The organism is Trueperaceae bacterium (genome assembly GCA_036381595.1).
Lineage (GTDB): Bacteria > Deinococcota > Deinococci > Deinococcales > Trueperaceae > DASVCN01.
Genome location: DASVCN010000023.1, coordinates 318,306 through 336,907, shown reverse-complemented (window position 1 = coordinate 336,907; position 18,602 = coordinate 318,306). Strand labels below are relative to the sequence as shown.

Sequence of the window (18,602 nt, the reverse complement as noted above, 5' to 3'; positions counted from 1 at the left end):
ATGGCCTGCGCGCCTGCTGGCGAGAGCGAGGCGCGTGCCCGTTTGCCAACTATCTGGGCGACGAGGGCGTAGCCCAGCCAGATGAACGCCACCGCCACCGGTATCGCTGCGAACCGCTGGATGGCAAGCGGGAACAGAGCCGCCGCGGGCGTCAACAGGGCAGCGACCGCCAGAAGAGCGCCCGCCCAGCGCGGAAGTACGGCGGCGCGGAAGGTGGCGAAGCCCAGCAGCACTCCACCGAGCATGTACGGCAGCCCGACGAGAAAGTTATAGACGATCGGAAGAGCGCCTATCTCCATCTCGCCGGGCGAGCCGTTGATGATCCCCAGGAAGCTGTTGACGAACGTCGGCGCCTCTGCCGACAGGACCGGGAGGACGAATACTTCGGTGAACACGAACCCGCTCTGCAACCCCCACGAAAGGCACAGCAGCAGGAAGCCGGCGAAGCCCAACCAGCCGGACTCCTCGGCCTGGCGGGCGTATAGGCCCACGATGCCCAGCAGGAACAGCAGGCACATCGCCAGCTTCAGCGTGGTGATGGCCGACCAGGCACCGGTCGAGACCGACTCGAGAACATCCGGCGGATGGATCGGCTGGATGCCGGCGAAGATCGCGCCGGCGACGATCAGCGCCACGCCCGCCCAGCGGAACAGCTTGGAGGTGGTGACCCTCATGACTCCCCTCTTCGGGGCGCGACGAGCGGCGCGCCCGTGGCTTCGCGTCAGGCAGAAACTTCCGTCCGCGAAAAGAAGGCCCAGATAGCGCCGGTCAGCAGGTCGAGAACCGAAACCGACCGGGGCCGCCCTTGCAGAGCGTCAACCTCCTCCTACTAGCGGGTAGGCCGAGATCCCGTTGTGACGTGTATGGAAGGTCTACGAACCTGTTTACCAGGCTTCGCCAGTAAGCGGATGATCCTCCCGGCGCAGGCGTTCGTCAAGTACGGATGCGCCTCGTCGTTCCCGATGACTGCGCCCCCTACCCTGGCAGCCGCTTCCTGATGATACGGATCTGCCCTCGGTGGTTGATCTCGTCCTCGAAGACGTGGAACCACTTGAAGTAGTTGTTACATACGTTGCCGCCCCACCACTCGCCCTCCTCGAAGAGCCACGCGTCGTCGCGCTTCGCGAACTCCGCCAACGTGCGGTCGCGAATCGCCTTGAGCCTCTCGAGGTAGTGGTCGAGATCGAAACCGCGAATCTGCTTCCTCCCCTCCTCGCCCAGGTCGCTGCCCAGTCGCCAGCGCTCCACCTCCTCCCCTTCGATCGCCCAGCCGAAGGTGTTCGCCTGGTAGCCTCGCTCGACCCAGATCATGTGCTCGAGCAGCATGCCTATGCTGTTGGCCTCACCATCAAGGAGGAAGTCGAGCTCTGCGGGACTCAGGCCGGCTACGGCCTCCAGGGTAGTCGACCTGGCGTAGTTCATCATCGCGACCAGGTGACCTATGGTTGGCGAATAGCCGGGTAGCGACTCGATGAGGAACGGGCTGCGGATGGGACTGTCCATGGCTCTCCTGTTACCCGAAGTGTTACATGCCGAGCCTTCTCACTCCTCAACGAACCGCTTCAGTTCGGCCAGCTTGCGATCCCACTGTTCTGAGACTACGTCCAGGAACTCGTTCGCTTCGCGGATGGGCTGCGGATCCAGTTCGAACAGGGTCAGCCGGCCCGAGCGGTAGCTGCGCACTATCCCCGCTCCCTCCAACACCCGCAGGTGCTTGGTCACGGCTTGCCTGGTGAGCGTCGAACTCTCGCTCAACTCGGTTATCGAGCGCCGCTCGCCGCTCGCAAGCTGGGCGATTAGTGCGAGCCGGGTCTCGTCGCCCATCGCCGAGAAGACGGCGGCATGCTCATGAGCCCTGCCTTGGAGCACGACTACGACCTGCTGGCGAGGTAGCTTTCGATCCTCTTCATCTGGGCCGTCCAGCCGCCTTCGTTGCCGCGGTAAGCGGCCTGGCGCCTGTTGGCCGGGATCTCGTCGAAACCCGACTCGGTGAGGTGGAGCAGCGTGCCGCCGGCCGTCTCCTCCAGCCTGAACTCGACGAGCGTCTGGGGCTCTTCCGAGTAGTCCACCTCCGTGTCGATCGCATGGGGATGCCAGGTGAAGGCGAAGAGCGTTTCCGGCTCGATCGCTTCGACGAACACCTCCCATGTCACATGTTCGTAGCCGGGGTTGGTGACGCGGCCCCGGGTTACCTTCCCCTTCTCGAACGGCCCCTCCAGCTTCACCCCGAACCACTCGCCGAACTCGCGATGATCGGTGATGGCCCGCCAGACCCGTGACCTTGGGGCCTCGAGTTCGATGCTCTTCTCGATCCGATCGCTCATGCGCAACCTCCGAGTTGCACTTTAGCGGAGACCGGTGCATTTCGCAACCTTTTAGTTGCGCGTGGACCGGAATGCCGGGTGTGCTCGATCCGGCTGGGTAGACGACGACCGCACGGGGATGCCACTCCATCGCGGGTACGGCACGCAGGATCTCCTTGTGCCTGCCCGCCCCAGGGAGTCCTATTTGAGACCAGTCATGTTGATCCCGCGAACGAAGTACCTCTGCCCCAGGAGGAAGGCGATCACCACCGGGATCAGGCTCATCACGAGACCGGCGGTGAGCAGGGTCCACTCGGTCGTGAACGTTTCGCGGAACACGCTAAGACCTACCGGAAGCGTCCTCATCTCCTCCCGCCTGGTGATGATGAGCGGGTAGAGGAACGAGTTCCAGAAGGTCATGAAGGTGAAGGTGCCCAACGTCGCCAGGGCCGGGCCGGATAGCGGCAGCATCACCCGCCAGTAGATCTGCCAATGGTTGGCCCCGTCGATCCGGGCGGCATCCTCCAGTTCACCGGGTACGGTCAGGAAGAACTGGCGCATGATGAAGACGCTGAAGGCGCCGAACAGGCCCGGGACTATGAGGCCCGGGTAGGTGTCGTACCAGCCGAGGGCGCGAACGATTATGAAGAGCGGGATGATAGTCACCTGGGGCGGGATCATCATCGTCGCCAGGAAGAGCAGGAAGGCCGTGTCGCGACCGCGGAAGCGCAGCCGCGCGAAAGCGTAGCCGGCCATCGAACCGGTCAGCATCTGTCCCACCGTGCAGGCGAGCGCGACCACCAGCGAGTTGAAGAACCAGCGCCCGAGCGGGACCAGCCGGGCCACCTCCAGGTAGTTCTCCGGATGCCAAGTCTCCGGGATCCAGCGCACCGGCAGGCTGAACTCGGTCCCCGGGGCCTTGAACGAGGTCGACACGGTCCAGAGCAACGGGATGAGCATCAGGAAGGCGCCAGCGAGCAACAGGACGTGTGCGCCCACTGTGGCCAGAGGATGGTTGCGCTTCACGCCCTACTCCTCATGGAGCACCCACCTGCGCCTGGCGTACCACTGGACCGCCGTTATGGCGAAGATGATCAGGAAGACGATCCAGGCTATCGCCGAGCCGTAGCCCATCCGGAACGGCGTGTCGAACGCCCGCTCGTACATGTAGAAGACGAGCACTCGGGTGGCGCCGGCTGGTCCGCCGTCGGTCATGATGTAGGGCAGAGCGAACACCTGGAAGGCCGCTATGAGCGCCAGTACGATGTTGAGGAAGGTGGTGGCGCTCAGCAGCGGCACGGTGACGTTCCAGAACTTCTGCCACCGTCCGGCCCCGTCCAGTTCGGCCGCCTCGTAGAGGTGCTGCGGGATCCCTTGCAGGCCGGCCAGGAAGATCACCATGTAGAAGCCCACGTTGCTCCACACGTCGGTGATGATGATCGCCGGCATCGCCCACTCGCGACTGTTGAGCCAGCCCGGGCCCTCGATCCCCAGGAGACCGAGGAACTGGTTGATCGGGCCGATCGTGGGGTTGAACATCCACCTCCACACGAGCGCGACCACCACCGCGCCCGATATCACCGGCATGAAGTAGGCCGCGCGATAGAGAGCCAAACCTCGCAGAGGTCGGTTCAGAGCCGACGCCAGCAGCAGGGCGATCGCCACTGTGAGCGGAACGGTGAGCCCTACGAAGTAGAGCGTGTTCCACATACTCTGCCAGAACCGCCGGTCCTCCCAGTCGATCTGCAGCCCGGCAAAGTAACCGAACAGCACCAGGGACACGACAACGAAGCCAACGCCCCAGGCGACGCTCAGTTTCCGTCGGGCCAGCAGCCAGATACTCCCCGCTGCCGACAGGAGCAGTATCGGCGCTCGCCAGGCGACATTCCTGAGTGGCGACCAGATCGCCTCCTCCCAGCTGAGGAGTTCGACGTAGTTCTCCAGCCCTACCCAGGCGTCGCGCAGCGAGGCGACGGTGAGCGGGGAGGCGAGTCGCCAGTCGGTGAACGAGATGACGATAGACATCAGGATCGGCCCGACGACGAACACGAGGATGCCCAGCAGGCTGGGCGCGAGGAAGAACACGGCCCAGAGTCCGTCGCCGGAACGGTTCGCCGGCTTGCTACGCTCCTCGCGGCGGGTGCGGGCGGCTGTGACTTTCGATTCGGTAGCCATCGAAGATAGGCCGCCAGGCGGCCGAAGGTCTTAGCTAGGGGTGGGGGAAAGGGCCTCTCCCCCACCCTCAGTCGACTCCTACTGGTAGTCGGACAGGAGGTCTTCGACGTCCTCCTGGATGATCGAGAGACCCTCCTCGACCGACGTCTCGCAGAGCCACACTTCGCTCATGCCCTCGTTCAGGAGGTTGACGAACTCGCCCCAGCCCTCGAAGGTCTCGGTCGGGATTGCCGTCTCGTTCGCCTCGATGAACACTTCATCGCTTGCAGGCGGGACGTCGGGGGTGATGAACGACTGACTCAGTCCAACACTGCGACGCGCCGGGATGATGATGCCTGCTTCGGTCCACCGCTCCATCGCCTCGGGTGAGGAAACGAACTGGATGAACTCCCAGGCCGCCTCGGGCGCGTCACTGCTGCTCGAGATACCCCATCCCGACCCGTCGATGTCGACGATCGAACCTGCTTCGCCGTGGGGGAAGAGGGCGACGTCCCACTGGAAGTCGACAGCCGGATCGCTGTTGAGGGGCGCCACGCGCCAGCGACCGTCGACGATCATCGCGGCGTCACCCTCGGCGAACATGCTGGCGGCATTGCGCTCGGCGGCCTGTTCGGAGGTGGGGGCCACGTTCTCCTCGCAGCGCAGGTCCACGTAGTACTGCAGTCCTTCGAGCCCGGCGCCCTGGTCGAGGGTGAACTCGCTGTGGTCCTCGGCGAAGAACTCACCGCCATTGGACCAGACCCACGGTTGCCAGAACAGGTAGTAGGTGGAGTAGCCGAAACCGAACTGGTCGACCTGGCCGTCGCCATCGGTGTCCTGGGTGAGCGCTTGAGCGGCGGAGAGGAAGTCATCCCAAGTCCAGTCGTCGGTTGGCGGTTCGATGCCCGCCTCCTCGAACATATCCTGGTTGTAGAAGAGCACCAGGTTCGAGATATCACGCGGGATCGCCATCAGCTCACCCTGATAACGGAAGGCGTCGAGGTGGCCCTCGAAGAAGTCCGAGAGGAACTCCTCGCCGGCGAACTCCTCGAGCGGCATGAAGGCGCCCTGGGCGGCGAAGCCCGGAAGCGAGATGTTGTTTATGAAGAAGACGTCGGGGGCGGCGCCCGCAGCGATCAGAGTGGCGAGGTTCTGTTCGTAGTCCCCGGCAGAGGGGATGTGGTTGAGGACGATGTCGATCTCCGGGTGCTCGGCCTCGAACTCGGCGATCAGGTCCTCGTAGATAGCCAGGTCTTCGGTGCCGCCCCAGGTGGCGAACTCGATCTCGGTCTGCGCCAGCGTGAAGCTCGCCAGCAGGGAGAACAGGAGGATGGACTTCAACGGTTTTGACATCACTACCTTCCTTCGCTTCCTTGAATACCTGTATTTTTTGCTCGCATAACGATACTCCGGTGTCGGGGACGGGTCAAACAAGCCGCGAGAACCACAGTTCGGCGGTCCGACGCACCGGGGGCAGCGGCCAGACACACGCCCTATGTCCGAAGAGTTGGGCAGACGGACAGCCGATGGCTCGATAGACTGCCCGGGTGACCTACTCGACCCCGAACGACGGTAGCGAGATGACTGCTGCCGAGAATCCCTCGATCTTCGGGCCTCTCCAAGGCGCCGTGCGCATGCTGATCGTGCTGATCCTCTGCTCGGCACCCTTCGCTGCTCTCGCTCAACAGGTGCCGGCCGAGGAGCTGGTGGGTCGGCTGCTTCTGCTCGCTTACCCCGGCGCCGAAGCGCCGCTCGAGCGGCTCGAAGAGTTCGAGCCAGCCGGCTTCCTCATCTACCCCAGCAACGTGCCCTCCACGCGGGCCGCGCGGGAGGCGACCCGCGCCTTGCAGGAGGCGGCAGACTATCCCCTGCTGTTCGGCATCGACCAGGAGGGAGGTCCGTTCACCACCTACCGGGTCGATGACGCGACCATCTTCCCCGGAAACATGGCCCTGGCTGCAACTGGGGATCCCCGACTGGCTACCGCCGTCGCCCGCGCTACCGGCGAGGAACTAACCTACGCGGGCTTCAACATGAACTTCGCGCCGGTGGTGGACGTGAACATCAATCCCGACAACCCGATCATCGGCATCCGCTCGTTCGGCGCCAGCGTCGACACGGTCTCCCGGTTCGGCCGCGCCTACCTCCTGGGCCTGGAGGAGTCAGGTGTCGCGGCGGTGGCCAAGCATTTCCCGGGCCACGGCGACACCTCCACCGACTCGCACCTCGCGCTTCCCAGCGTCGACGGCGACCTGGAACGCCTCGAGGCGGTGGAGCTCCCCCCCTTCAGAGCTATGGTGGAGGCTGGCGTGCCCGCGATCATGACGGCGCACGTCACCTTCCCGGCTATCGAACCGGAACTGCCCGCCACCCTGTCGTCGGCGGCACTGACCGGTCTCCTGCGCGGCGACCTCGGGTTCGAGGGGCTAATAGTCACGGACTACATGGACATGGAAGCCATCGACGAGAACTTCGGGGCCGGCGAGGCGGCGGTGATGAGCGTGCTCGCCGGCGCCGACCTGGTGCTGCTCGGGCCTGACCTGGAGAAGCAGCGCGAGGTGCACGCTGCCCTGCTCGAGGCCGTACGCAGCGGCAGGCTCAGTGAGGAGCGGGTGCGGCAAGCGGTCGCGCGCGGCCGAGCGGTCGCGGAGCGCCACCGTCCCAGCTGGGACGGGCCGACCCCTGACTACGAATCGCACCGGCAACTGGCGACCCGGGTAGCCGCCCTTGGCGCAACGCTCCTGATCAACGACGACATCCTGCCACTCCCCGAAGACGCTCGCGTCCTGGTAGTAGCACCGCGACCGAGCCTGTTCGGCGAGCCGCCCCACCTAGGTTCCGTGTTGGCGCAGAGCGTAGCCGGGGTCCAGAGTTTCACCGTCTCAGAGCGGCCCACCCAGGGTCAGATCGAGGAGGCGGTCCGCCTGGCTCAGGGCGCCGATGTCGTGGTGCTGGGCAGCTACCACTGGCTAGGCGGGTTCCCGGCCGGATCGGCGGAGCTGGAGGCACGGCTCGCCGCGACAGGCAGGCCGCTCGTGGTCGTGGCCCTGGGGAACCCGGACGACCTCCGCTTCCTCCCCGAACGTCCCGACGCTTATCTGGCAGTCTACGGCTACCGCGGCTCGAACTTGCGCGGCGCCGCCGCGATATTGACCGGGGCAGCCCAGCCGAGCGGGACCTTGCCGGTTCCGGTAGGCGAGTTCCCCATCGGCGCGGGGATGCAGGGCTACTAGGTGCACAGGGCAAGCGATGGTCCCTCAGGCGGTTACGCTGCGGGCGTGGAACGACCCCGCATACTGCTCACGACCTCCACCGAGTTCAGAGACCGCGGTCTGCGCCGGGAGGACACCCTCACCGGCCGCAACTACTCTGAGGCGGTGGCGCTGGCTGGCGGCCTGCCGTTACTCGCCGCCAATCTCGAGCCAGGACTCGTCCACGCCTTCCTGGAGGGGATCGACGGCGTACTCTTCACGGGGGGCGCCGACATCGATCCGGAATACTTCGGCCGCCAGCCGGAGCCTCGGCTAGGCAAGGTCGACCGCCGCCGTGACGAGTTCGAACTCGCCCTCTACCGGGCCGCTCGGGAGCGTTCGCTGCCGGTCCTCGGGGTCTGCCGCGGTATCCAGGTGATCAACGTCGCCGAAGGGGGCACCCTCCACCAGCATCTGCCTGACCTGCCGGAGATGATCCAGCACGACCAGGTGGACATCGGCGGAGCACCGAGCCACGCCGTTTCCCTCGAACAGGAGTGCTTCCTCGCGCGCGAACTCGGCCGGACCGCTCTTCGGACGAACTCGCACCACCACCAGGGGATCGAACACCTGGGCGAGAACCTGAGGGTGGTGGGCCGGACCGGTGACGGGCTGATCGAGGCGATCGAGGCCAGCGCCGGAGCGCCGCTCCTCGCGGTGCAGTGGCACCCCGAGATGAGCTTCCGCGACCATCCGGACCAGTTGCTGCCGTTCGAGTTCCTGGTGGGAGCGGCGCTGGGCCCCAGAGCCTCATCGAGCGAACGAGCCGACGCCAGGCCTGCCAGGAGCTAGCGGCGTCCTCGGCCGACCGGGTCGAGTCGGGGAAGCTCTGCTAGGCCAGGCGCGCCGGTTCCAGTCGAACCGGCGGTGAACCGGTCACCACCAGTTCGCCGAAGAGAGCCAAGGCGGCAGCCCTCAGCGACCGGGCGCGCCAACCGAACGTGATGAGCGCGGGACCGGGCACGACGTTGACGGCGAACGGGTTCCAGAGGGCGAGGTGGAGGAAGCGCGGCGCTTGTCGCGCGAGGCGCATGGCGAGCGCCTGCTCGTCCGCGCCGAGCGCAGTACGGGAGGTGGAGGCGAAGATGAGGAGGTCTCTCCCGTTCGCCGCTCGGAGTGCGGCTTCTGCCGCGGAGTCCGCCTCGCCCCGTCGGTACTCGATCTCGGCCACCTCTGCCCCCAACTCGCGCAGTTCGCCGGCCAGCCCGGCAGCGGGACGCACCGTCGCCTGGGTGGCGGCGCTCTGCCTGCTCGCGCCAGCCGCGACGAGCACGACCCGGGAGCCGCGGCTCAGGTGCGGGAGGTCGCCGATGGCCACGCTCCCAAGGCGGGCTGCATCGCGCAACCGCTCCTCAGCCCCCTCGGGGAAGGCGGCGGCGAGGTCGGCCCCGATGCCCGGGAAGGCGTTCGAGAGCCTCTCGAGTCTTGCCAGTGAGTCCTTCAGCTTGACCTCATCGAGCCGGCCCTGCGCCAGCGCCTCCTCCAACGCCACCACGGTCTGCCGGTGGGTCGTCAGCGGACCGACCTGAGCAGCCATGTCGACGCCCGCAGCGATCGCCAGCACGGCCGCCTCGGGTGCCTTCCAGCGATCGGCGATCGCCTTCATCTCGAGGGCGTCGCTGAAAACGACCCCACCGAAGCCCAGCCGCTGCCGCAGCAGCGCACCGGAAACGGCCGGAGAGAGAGTACCGGGCAGCTCAGCATCGACCGCCGGAAGCAGGATGTGGGCGGTCATGACGGCCGCGGCACCGGCGTCCATCCCCGCCTGGAACGGGAGCCACTCGAGTCGCTCGAGCATCTCCGGGGTCTTCTCCAGCGTGGGCAGGTCGAGGTGCGAGTCGACGTCGACATCGCCGTGGCCGGGGAAGTGCTTGAGCGTAGCTGCCACCCCCGCCGACTGCAGGCCCGTCACGAACGCGGCCACGTGGCGAGCGACGTGCTGCGGGTCCGCGCCGAAGGAGCGGTCGGCGATCACCGGATTGGCCGGGTTGGAGTTGACGTCGGCCACCGGGGCGAAGTCAACGTTGATCCCGACCGCCCGCAGCCCCTTTCCGGTGGCGGCGGCCACATCGTGGGTCAGGCTGGTGTCATCTGCGGCTCCGAGGGCCATGGCACTGGGCGGGTAGGGCAGATCAGGGATGCGGACCACCCCACCCCCCTCCTGGTCGACGGCCACGAGCAGGTCGGCTCCCGCCAGTGAACGCAGCTCGGCCACGAGTTCGGCGACCTGGTAGCGGTCGACGACGTTGCGCCCGAACAGGCAGACTCCGCCGGGACGCCGCTCCGACAGGAAGGCCCGCTCCTCCGGGATGAGGCGCGGTCCGGAGATGTCGATCATCAGGAGTCGGGCTGCGTCCACTACGCTCACTCACCCCAGCGGGGGCGAAGGTCGACGATCTTGCCAGCTACCACCGGCCGGCTTGCCCCGGTTGCCGACGGCAGGACGTTCGCGAGGCCGTGGAAACCGCAGTAACCCATCACCGCGAACGCCAGGGCTTCCCGGTCACGGGCGTCATAGCCGAGTTCGGCGAAGGTCCGAACTGGGACGGGCAGGCGGTCTCGGATCATCCGCACCAAGGTGGGGTTGAGGGCTCCGCCGCCGGCGAGCAGCACCTCGTCGAGCCCGAGGGGGATGACGTGCTCCCGGTAGGCGGCCGCCACCGACTCGGCGGTGAAGGCGCACAGGGTGGCCAGCAGGTCGGCAGGTTCGGGCGTGGGCCCGCTGACGAACGAATCGAGCTCGAACACCTCCCGGCCGGTCGTCTTGGGCGGAGGCAGTCGCAGGTAGGGGTGCTCCAGCCAGCCGTTCAGGAGCCTCTCGTCGACCCGTCCTGCCGCGGCCAGGGCGCCGTCCTCGTCGAACGCCAGACCGGCGTAGCGAGCTGCCGCCTCGTCCATCAGGCAGTTCGCCGGACCGGTGTCGAAAGCCAGTACGCGCTCCCCGGAGAGGCTGGCCGGGAGATAGGTGAGGTTCGATATCCCGCCGAGGTTGTGGACGGCCCTGTTCACGCCGCGTTCGCCGTAGAGGTGCAGGTCACCGAACGGAACGAGGGGCGCTCCCTGCCCGCCGGCCGCCATGTCGCCCTTCCGGAAGTCGCTCACGACCGGCACCCGACACCTTTCGGCCACCAACGAGGCTTCGCCGACCTGCAAAGTAGATCTGGTTCGCCAGTCACGCGAGGCGTCCTCGCGAGGGATGTGGTAGACCGTCTGGCCCGAGATGGCGATGAGGTCGAGCGGCGTGGAGCAAGAGGCCGCCAACTCCTCGGCGGCATCGGCGTAGGCGTGACCCACCTCGGCATCGAGCTGGGTGATGAGCGAGACGTCGGAGGTCTGCGGCTTCAGCGCCCGCAGCAGCCGCTCTCGCAGTTCCGGTCGGTATGGACGGGAGAGGCGTCCCAGCGCCTGCCAGTCGAGTCCGCCGGGTCGAAGGTGGAGCCGTGCGAGGACGCCGTCGACGCCATCGGCCGAGGTGCCCGACATGAGGCTCAGCACCGTCATCGGTGGCAGCTCCCCTCCGCCGGCAGGGGCATCTACCTGGCGGCGACGCACTTCGCCGCTCATCGCCGCTCCCCTTCCGCCGGCTCGTCCCCGGCCCGCAGCGCCTCGTGGAACGCGCTGCGGAGCTCTGAGACGCCCTTCCGCCGCCCCCGGTGTGGATGAACCCGGTTGGTGAGCAGCACGGCGAACGAACCGCCGCCCCCTTCGGCCGGCTCCAACGAGATGGAAGTGCCGGTGAAGCCGGTGTGGCCGTAGCCTCTGGCACCCTTGCCGGCCCAGCCGCCGTCGTTGTCGAGCAGCCAGCCCAGCCCGAAGCGCACGCCTTCTTTCGACCTCACCTGCTCACGGGTCGCCTCGAGCAGGATCTCCTCGGACCCCAGCAGCGGGTCGAGGAGGAGCCAGGAACGGCAGTAGCGGCCCAGATCGGCAGCGGTGCCGAAGAGACCGGCGTGCCCGGCCACCCCCTCCCACACCGCAGCATTCTCGTCGTGGACCTCGCCCTGGAGCAACCGGCCACGCCAGCCGCAATCCTCGGTGGCAGCCACATCACTGCCGTCCACCGGCCCGAAGCCGGTACGGGACATACCCAGTGGCTCGAAGACGTACCGCTTGGCGAAGCGGTCGAGGCGCTCGCCGCTCACCCGTTCTATCAACGCGCCCAGGAGCATGAAGCCGAGGTCGCTGTAGGCGACCGTCTGGGGCCGCTCGAGCGGGGTCTGCAGCAGGGCGGCGAGCGCGGCGCGCCGCAGCGAGGTCGTCGCGAAGAGCGGCAGCCAGGCCGGCAGGCCGGAGGTGTGCGTCAGTAGCTGACGGACCGTCGAGTCGGCCAGGGACGGGGTCTGGAACCAGCCTGCGTTGCTGAAGAAGCGGCCCACCCGGTCCTCCAGCGAGAGTTCCCCTTCCGACAAGAGCCGCACGACCGAGGGCAGGGTGGCGACTACCTTGGTCAGCGAGGCGAGGTCGAAGATGGTGCCCGGAGTCGCCGCCGGACCTCCCTCCCGGACCACTCCCACGGCGAAAGGCCGTTCGTCGCCCGACGCGAACGCCAACGCGCACGACGCGGCGCCCGAGGCCACCGCCCTCTCGACGATGGACCGGGAGTCTGGGGTAGCGCGCATCGGAACAAACTAGCATGGGCTGCCGCAACGCTGTAACGCTAACGGCATGAGACCAGACGTGAGAATACCTTCTGGTAGACTCCGGCGTTGACCGAAAGGGGCAGTTGATGCCGAAGTCCGGCAGTAGCCGCATACCAGCCATACTGGAGAAACAAGAGAAGCGCATCCTCGACGACTGGATGAAGCAGCAGGCGTCTTCTTCGGCATTCAGGCCCGACCTGATCTCGGAGACCGAACTCAGGAGCCAGTCGAAGGAGTTCCTGGGGCTCCTCAAGGAGGCGGCGAAGGACGGCAGCGTCGACAACCTCGAGGCCGAGCAGTGGTCCGACCTGCGGGACGCCTTGGACGAGTATTCGCGTAGCCGGGCCCGCCAGGGGTTCACGCCGGTGGAAGTCGCCACCTACATATTCTCCCTGAAGCAGAGCCTCTTCACCTTCCTCCGCAAGGAGTATGAGAACGAACCCGAGGAGCTGGTGAAGGAGTTGTGGCAAGCGACCACGCTGCTCGACCGATTGGGGCTCTACACCACCGAGACCTACACCCGCTCCAGGGACGAGATCATCGAGAGACAGCGCCAGGAGATGCTCGAGCTCTCCACTCCTGTCGTGAAGATCTGGGAGGGCGTTCTGGCCCTGCCGATGATCGGTACTCTCGATAGCGAACGGGCGCAGGTCGTGATGGAGAGCCTGTTGGAACGGATCGTGGAGACGGGTTCGACGATCGCCATCGTCGACATCACCGGCGTGCCGACCGTCGATACTCTGGTGGCGCAACACCTGCTCAAGACCGTCTCGGCAGCCAAGCTCATGGGCGCCGACTGCATCATCAGCGGCATACGTCCTCAGATAGCGCAGACTATCGTTCACCTGGGCATCGATCTCAACGAGGTCACGACCAAGGCTTCACTGGCCGACGCCCTCTACACCGCCCTGCGGCGTACCGGCCACAAGGTCGGCCCTGTAAACTCCTGACGCGGATGGTAGGAACGGAACGAATACCCATCCTGCGGATGGGCGAATTCCTGCTCGTAAGCATCCAGGTCGACATGCACGACAGGCTCGCCCTCCAGCTTCAGGAGGACCTGACGAGCATGATCACCGCGACCGGGGCCCGTGGTGTGCTCATCGACATCTCGGCGCTGGACATGGTCGACTCGTTCATCGGCCGCGTGCTGGGCAACATCGCGGTGCTCTCACGCATCCTCGACGCCCGTACCGTGATCGTAGGCATGCAGCCGGCCGTGGCGATCACGCTCGTCGAACTCGGGATCTCCTGGCAGGGCGTCAAGACCGCCCTCAACGTCGAACGAGGCATGGAGCTGCTCCGAACGACGTTGGACCAGGCCGATCCCGACGATGGCTAGGTCTCCTCGATGAAGGTGCGGCGGAGCGACGAGCTCGCCGTCAGATCAGCCGACGACATCGTGAGGGCACGGCAGACGGTGCGGTCGTGGGCGGTGGAGATGCGCTTCAGCCTCGTGGACCAGACCAAGCTCGTCACCGCCGCGAGCGAACTGGCGCGCAACATGCACGTTTACGGAGGCGGTGGGAAACTTCGCCTGGAGATGCTCGAGAACGGCAACCGTCAGGGCTTGCGGATGACGTTCGAGGACAAGGGTCCGGGGATAGCCGACGTGGAACTCGCCATGAAGGATGGCTACTCCACAGGCGAGGGCATGGGCCTCGGTCTGGGCGGAGCCAGGCGGCTGGTCAACGAGTTCGAACTCAGTTCTCGGGTCGGGGAGGGCACGAGTGTCGTCGCAACCAAGTGGAAGTAGGGGCTCGGGTGGTCCGCGGAACGGGATCTGGAGGGCGCCAGTGAGCTGGGGCTGGCCTGCGCTGGTGAGCTGGGTCTGGAATGTGCTACTGAACGGGCTCGCATGCTGCCCCTGAAGCTGGCCGTAGCCGACACGAGCCAGGTGGGCGAGGCCCGGCGTCGGGCGTCGGGCCTGAGCCTTGAGTGCGGCTGGCGCGACAGTGACGTCGGGAAAGTCGAGCTCGTGGTGACCGAGCTGGCCAGGAACCTCGTCAAGCACTCCGATGGAGGAGGTGAGCTGATAGTGGTGCCGGCGGCTGGCGGACCCTCCCTCACGGTCCTGACCCTCGACGAAGGTCCAGGGATCCGCAACGTCTCTCAGGCCCTCTCCGACGGCTACTCGACGGCGGGCAGCCCAGGCACGGGCCTGGGGGCCGTGAGACGCCTCGCGGACGAGTTCGATCTCTACTCGTCGCCCGGCCGGGGAACCGCCGTCCTCGCGCGGCTTTCGCCGACAGGCGCCCGAGCGCGTGGACCTGCTCACGGGATGGCTGCCTCCGGCCTGCGGTTCCCGATGGTCGGTGAAACCGAGTGCGGCGACGGGCTCGCCTGGGCCGGAGGGGACGGCCGTTTCCTCGCCTTCGTGGTGGACGGGCTGGGGCATGGCGTGATGGCGGCAGAAGCGGCGGATACCGCGGTACGTACCTTCTCGAAGAACCTCCACCTTCCGCCCGAGAGGCTGATGGAAGCCGTGCACAACGCACTCAGGGCTAGTCGGGGAGGTGTCGCCGCGGTCGCCGAGCTTAGGAGCGACCGACAGTCGATCCGCTACGTGGGCATCGGCAACATCAACGCCGTGCTGCACACCCCGGAGGGAAGCCGCAACCTCGTCTCCTACAATGGCACCCTTGGGCAGGAGGTCAGGAAGTTCCAGGCTTTCGACTATCCCTGGACGGCGAACACGACGCTGATCATGCACAGTGACGGGATGAGCAACCGCTGGGACATCGGCGCTTACCCAGGCCTCGAGCGGAAGTCACCCGCCCTGCTGGCGGCCGTCCTCTACCGCGACTTCGCGCGCGACCGCGACGACCTCTCCGTCCTGGTCGCAAGGCAGTGGTTGGAATGAAGCGGCTTCCCCTCCTGACGCTCGAACTCCGTTACGAGCAGGACGTGGTCACCGCACGACAGCGAGCGAAACAGGTGGCTCAGCTGCTCGGCTTCGAACCGCAGGACCAGATCAGGGTCGCCACCTCCGTTTCAGAACTCGCGCGCAACGCCGTCGTCCACGCCGGATCGGGGAGGGTCGAGTTCGCGCTCGAGGAGGCCCCGCCCTCCCAGGTGCTGGTGATGAAGGTCGCCGACGAAGGACCGGGGATCGCCGACATCGAGGAGGTCCTCAACCCCTCCTCGCATGGCAGCGGAACATCGGCCCTCGGGCTGGTTGGCGCGCGCAGGCTTATGGACGGGTTCGAGATCGATTCCACGCCGGGGAACGGAACGACCGTCACGATAAGGAAGGCGCGGCCGCAGTCGCTGCGGCCGTTCAACCGGACGCAGTTGCAGGAGATCACCGAGACGATCGTGGACTCCCAGCCGCGCACGCCGATCGACGAACTGAGGCAGCAGAACCAGGACCTCATAACCGCCCTCGAGGCGCTCGAACGGAACCAGCAGGAGCTGGTGAGACTGAACCAGGAGCTCGAGGATACCAACCGCGGGGTCGTAGCCCTCTACGCCGAGCTCGACGAGAAGGCGAAGGAGTTGCACCAGGCGAATCAGGTGAAGTCGCGCTTCCTCGCTCACATGAGCCACGAGTTCCGCACCCCCCTCAACTCGGTACTCGCACTCTCGCGCCTGCTCCTCGGCCACGCCGACGGCGACCTCTCGGAGGAGCAGACGAAGCAGGTCATATTCATCAGGCGGGCTGCCGGCGAGCTGCTCGAGATGGTCAACGACCTGCTCGACATGGCCAAGGTCGAGGCGGGCAACCTGCCGGTCCAACCCACGAAGGTCGACCCCCAGGATCTGATGAGCGCCCTGCGCGGGATGTTCCTCCCGCTGGTAACGAGCCCCGACGTCGACCTGGTCTTCACCGGCTTCGAGCGGATCCCCGTCCTCTGGGTCGACGAGCGCAAACTCACGCAGATCCTCCGCAACTTCATCGCCAACGCCCTCAAGTTCACCGCAGAAGGCGAAGTCCGGATTACCGTCGAACTGGAGTCGGAGGCGGTCGTTTTCTCGGTGACGGACACCGGCATCGGCATCGCCCCCGAGGATCAGGAGAACATCTTCGAGGAGTTCCGCCAACTGTCGGGACCGGCGCAGCAGAAGACTATCGGCAGCGGCCTCGGACTGGCCATCTCCCGAAAGCTCGCCGACCTCCTGGAGGCCACGGTCGGGGTCGAGAGCGAGCCTGGGAAGGGGTCGACCTTCTGGCTGAGGCTCCCTACCGCACGGGTCCCGGAGGGCGTCGGACAGAGTGCCGGAAGCGAGGGTCACGCGGCGCCGGGCAGCAGGATGCTGATCGTGGACGACAACGAGATCGACCGTTACATCCTCAAGGGCCTGCTGGCGGACCTGGGCTATCCCGCCGTCGAGTCGGCGGACGGCGAGGAGGGCCTTCGGCGCACGCACGCGGAGGAGCCGGAAGTCATCTTCCTCGACCTGGTGATGCCGGGGGTCAACGGCTTCGAGGTCCTAGAGCGGCTGCGTGAGGGAGCGGAAACTAGTAGCATCGGCGTAGTCGTCGTGACCTCGAAGAGCCTGGACGAGCGCGAGAAGAGCCGGCTCGATGAGTTGGGGGCTGTCCTGCTGCCCAAGAGTGCCTATTCGACGGGTGATGCGGCCGCACTGGTTGGCTCGGCCCTGAGCCAGGCGGTCGCACGCCGCCACGAGAAAGCGAGATGAGATGGACGAGCCCCGGCTGAGTACGATCCTCGTGGTCAACGACGACGAGATCGGTCGTTACGCGATGGGGAGGATCTTGCGGCAGGCTGGCTTCGGCGTGCTGGAGGCGGCCACCGGGAACGAAGGCCTCGAGTTGGCGGCCTCGCTGCCCGACCTGGTGCTGCTCGACGTCAATCTTCCCGACATCAGCGGCCTGGAGGTCAGCGCCCGCCTGAAGGGGGATCCGGCCACGGCTCACATCCCGGTCCTCCACATCTCGGCGACGTTCATCGATGCCGACTCGCAGGTGCGGGGCCTGGAGAGCGGCGCAGACGGCTATCTCACCTATCCTCTCGAGCCGCCGGTTCTCATCGCGACGGTCCGAGCACACCTGCGACTTAGAGAGGCCGAAGCGCAGCGACAGGAGTTGGCGCTGCTCCTCGAGGATGTGGGCGACGCCATCATAGTCACCACGCCCGACCTGAAGGTGCAGCGGTGGAACCGCGGGGCCGAGCGGGTCTACGGCTGGACCGAGGGCGAAGTCGCAGGCCGCGATCTCGCCGAACTCGTATGCATCGACAGCTCGGGCGATGAGCTCGAGCCCGTGCTTCGGGCCCTCGGCGACAGCGGTCACTGGGAGGGCGAGGTCCGCCACCGCAACAGGTCCGGGGAGGAGTTGTTCATCCTCTCCTCGCTGACCCTGGCGAGCGCGTCCCCGGGCAGCGACAAGATGATGGTCATCGTCAATCGGGACGTGAGCGAGCTGCGCCGGGCCGAGATCGAGCGGGAACGGCTGGTCGAAGAGCTCAGGCAACTGAACGCCGAGCTGGAGCAGAGGGTGGCCCAACGCACGCGGGAGTTGAGCAGGACCAACAGGGTGCTGACGAGTCGGAGCAACGAACTCGAGGCCCTCGCCTACTCGATCTCCCACGACGTTCGTGCTCCTCTGCGGGGGATCGACGGCTTCAGCATGGTCCTGAAGGAAGATTACGGTGAGCTGCTCGACGAGCAGGGTCGCAACTACCTCGACCGCATCCGCAGGGCGGCGCGGCTGATGGGGGAGCAGATCGACCACCTCCTCGCCCTGTCGCGACTCTCGCGTTGGCGTACGAGCGCCAGCCGCGTGGACCTGACGGCTCTGTCGCACGAGCTCCTGAGTTCGCTCGCGGCGGATCACCCCGAAGTCGATCTGGAGTTCTCGGTCGAAGAGGGACTCTCGGTGGTAGGCGACGAAGACCTGCTGAGGACCCTGATGGGCCACCTGCTGGAGAACGCTTTCAAGTTCAGTCAACCGTTGGAACGCGTGATCATCGAGGTCGGTTCCACCGAGGAGGGTGACGAGCAGGTCTTCTTCGTTCGCGACCATGGCGTCGGGTTCGACATGAAGTACCGGGACAAGCTGTTCACCGCGTTCCAGCACCTGCATCCCACCTCGGAGTTCCCGGGGGCGGGCGTGGGGCTGGCGACGGTGAGACGGGTGGTCCACCGGCATGGCGGCAGGGTCTGGGCCGAATCGAGCCCCGGCAACGGGGCCACGTTCTGGTTCACCCTTCCGCACGCGCCGGACACGGAGGAGTTGCGGCAAAGCGACCAGGACGAGTTGGCATCGAGGGCCTGAACCCGAGCCCGGA

18 protein-coding genes are annotated in these 18,602 nt (G+C 66.5%); 8 read left to right on the top strand and 10 right to left on the bottom strand.

The window, feature by feature from the left end; all coding sequences use genetic code 11:
* From VF168_08095 to VF168_08065, 7 genes are all read right to left on the bottom strand, one after another.
* Positions 1–674: hypothetical protein (locus VF168_08095; protein ID HEX7004134.1), on the bottom strand; the 674-nt coding region annotated here is incomplete at its 3' end.
* A gap of 301 nt (positions 675–975) precedes the next feature.
* On the bottom strand, positions 976–1,503 hold the full coding sequence (locus VF168_08090; GenBank protein HEX7004133.1) for a DinB family protein: 528 nt from the start codon (positions 1,501–1,503) through the stop codon (positions 976–978).
* A gap of 39 nt (positions 1,504–1,542) precedes the next feature.
* Positions 1,543–1,869 carry a metalloregulator ArsR/SmtB family transcription factor gene (locus VF168_08085; protein ID HEX7004132.1) on the bottom strand — a complete coding sequence of 109 codons (327 nt, stop codon included), beginning with the start codon at positions 1,867–1,869 and terminating at the stop codon, positions 1,543–1,545.
* A gap of 2 nt (positions 1,870–1,871) precedes the next feature.
* Positions 1,872–2,324 (bottom strand): SRPBCC family protein, encoded by a 453-nt coding sequence (locus VF168_08080; protein ID HEX7004131.1) that lies wholly within the window; start codon positions 2,322–2,324, stop codon positions 1,872–1,874.
* A gap of 180 nt (positions 2,325–2,504) precedes the next feature.
* Complete coding sequence (locus tag VF168_08075) at positions 2,505–3,329, bottom strand: carbohydrate ABC transporter permease (GenBank protein HEX7004130.1); 825 nt, start codon at positions 3,327–3,329, stop codon at positions 2,505–2,507.
* A gap of 3 nt (positions 3,330–3,332) precedes the next feature.
* A complete protein-coding gene (locus tag VF168_08070; protein HEX7004129.1) occupies positions 3,333–4,478 on the bottom strand; it encodes a sugar ABC transporter permease in 1,146 nt (381 codons plus the stop codon).
* 78 nt (positions 4,479–4,556) lie between these two features.
* Positions 4,557–5,810 (bottom strand): sugar ABC transporter substrate-binding protein, encoded by a 1,254-nt coding sequence (locus tag VF168_08065; protein ID HEX7004128.1) that lies wholly within the window; start codon positions 5,808–5,810, stop codon positions 4,557–4,559.
* A 194-nt stretch (positions 5,811–6,004) separates the two neighbouring features.
* On the opposite strand from VF168_08065, the gene VF168_08060 reads away from it, so the two are divergent.
* The gene (locus tag VF168_08060) at positions 6,005–7,690 is read left to right on the top strand and encodes a glycoside hydrolase family 3 N-terminal domain-containing protein (protein HEX7004127.1); all 1,686 of its coding nucleotides are present in this window, start codon (positions 6,005–6,007) and stop codon (positions 7,688–7,690) included.
* 45 nt (positions 7,691–7,735) lie between these two features.
* Positions 7,736–8,500 (top strand): gamma-glutamyl-gamma-aminobutyrate hydrolase family protein, encoded by a 765-nt coding sequence (locus VF168_08055; protein ID HEX7004126.1) that lies wholly within the window; start codon positions 7,736–7,738, stop codon positions 8,498–8,500.
* A 40-nt stretch (positions 8,501–8,540) separates the two neighbouring features.
* On the opposite strand, the gene nagZ is transcribed toward VF168_08055, so the two are convergent.
* From nagZ to VF168_08040, 3 genes are read right to left on the bottom strand one after another with little or no spacing between them, the layout of a single operon-like run.
* Entirely contained in the window at positions 8,541–10,067 is a 1,527-nt protein-coding gene (nagZ, locus tag VF168_08050) for a beta-N-acetylhexosaminidase (protein HEX7004125.1), read from the bottom strand.
* A gap of 5 nt (positions 10,068–10,072) precedes the next feature.
* Entirely contained in the window at positions 10,073–11,272 is a 1,200-nt protein-coding gene (locus tag VF168_08045) for an anhydro-N-acetylmuramic acid kinase (protein ID HEX7004124.1), read from the bottom strand.
* Entirely contained in the window at positions 11,269–12,327 is a 1,059-nt protein-coding gene (locus VF168_08040) for a serine hydrolase domain-containing protein (protein ID HEX7004123.1), read from the bottom strand. Before VF168_08040 ends, VF168_08045 begins: the two co-directional genes overlap by 4 nt.
* 107 nt (positions 12,328–12,434) lie before the next feature.
* Here VF168_08040 and VF168_08035 point away from each other — a divergent pair, with 107 nt between their 5' ends.
* The 6 genes from VF168_08035 (at position 12,435) to VF168_08010 (ending at position 18,589) form a co-directional block, all read left to right on the top strand.
* Complete coding sequence (locus VF168_08035; protein HEX7004122.1) at positions 12,435–13,298, top strand: STAS domain-containing protein; 864 nt, start codon at positions 12,435–12,437, stop codon at positions 13,296–13,298.
* A gap of 5 nt (positions 13,299–13,303) precedes the next feature.
* The gene (locus VF168_08030; GenBank protein HEX7004121.1) at positions 13,304–13,690 is read left to right on the top strand and encodes an STAS domain-containing protein; all 387 of its coding nucleotides are present in this window, start codon (positions 13,304–13,306) and stop codon (positions 13,688–13,690) included.
* A 9-nt stretch (positions 13,691–13,699) separates the two neighbouring features.
* Positions 13,700–14,104, top strand: coding sequence for an anti-sigma regulatory factor (locus VF168_08025; GenBank protein HEX7004120.1), 405 nt, complete (start codon positions 13,700–13,702; stop codon positions 14,102–14,104).
* A 102-nt stretch (positions 14,105–14,206) separates the two neighbouring features.
* Positions 14,207–15,211 (top strand): ATP-binding SpoIIE family protein phosphatase, encoded by a 1,005-nt coding sequence (locus VF168_08020; protein ID HEX7004119.1) that lies wholly within the window; start codon positions 14,207–14,209, stop codon positions 15,209–15,211.
* Entirely contained in the window at positions 15,208–16,992 is a 1,785-nt protein-coding gene (locus VF168_08015; protein ID HEX7004118.1) for an ATP-binding protein, read from the top strand. Before VF168_08020 ends, VF168_08015 begins: the two co-directional genes overlap by 4 nt.
* Position 16,993: 1 nt before the next feature.
* A complete protein-coding gene (locus VF168_08010; protein ID HEX7004117.1) occupies positions 16,994–18,589 on the top strand; it encodes an ATP-binding protein in 1,596 nt (531 codons plus the stop codon).
* Positions 18,590–18,602 lie beyond the last annotated feature (13 nt).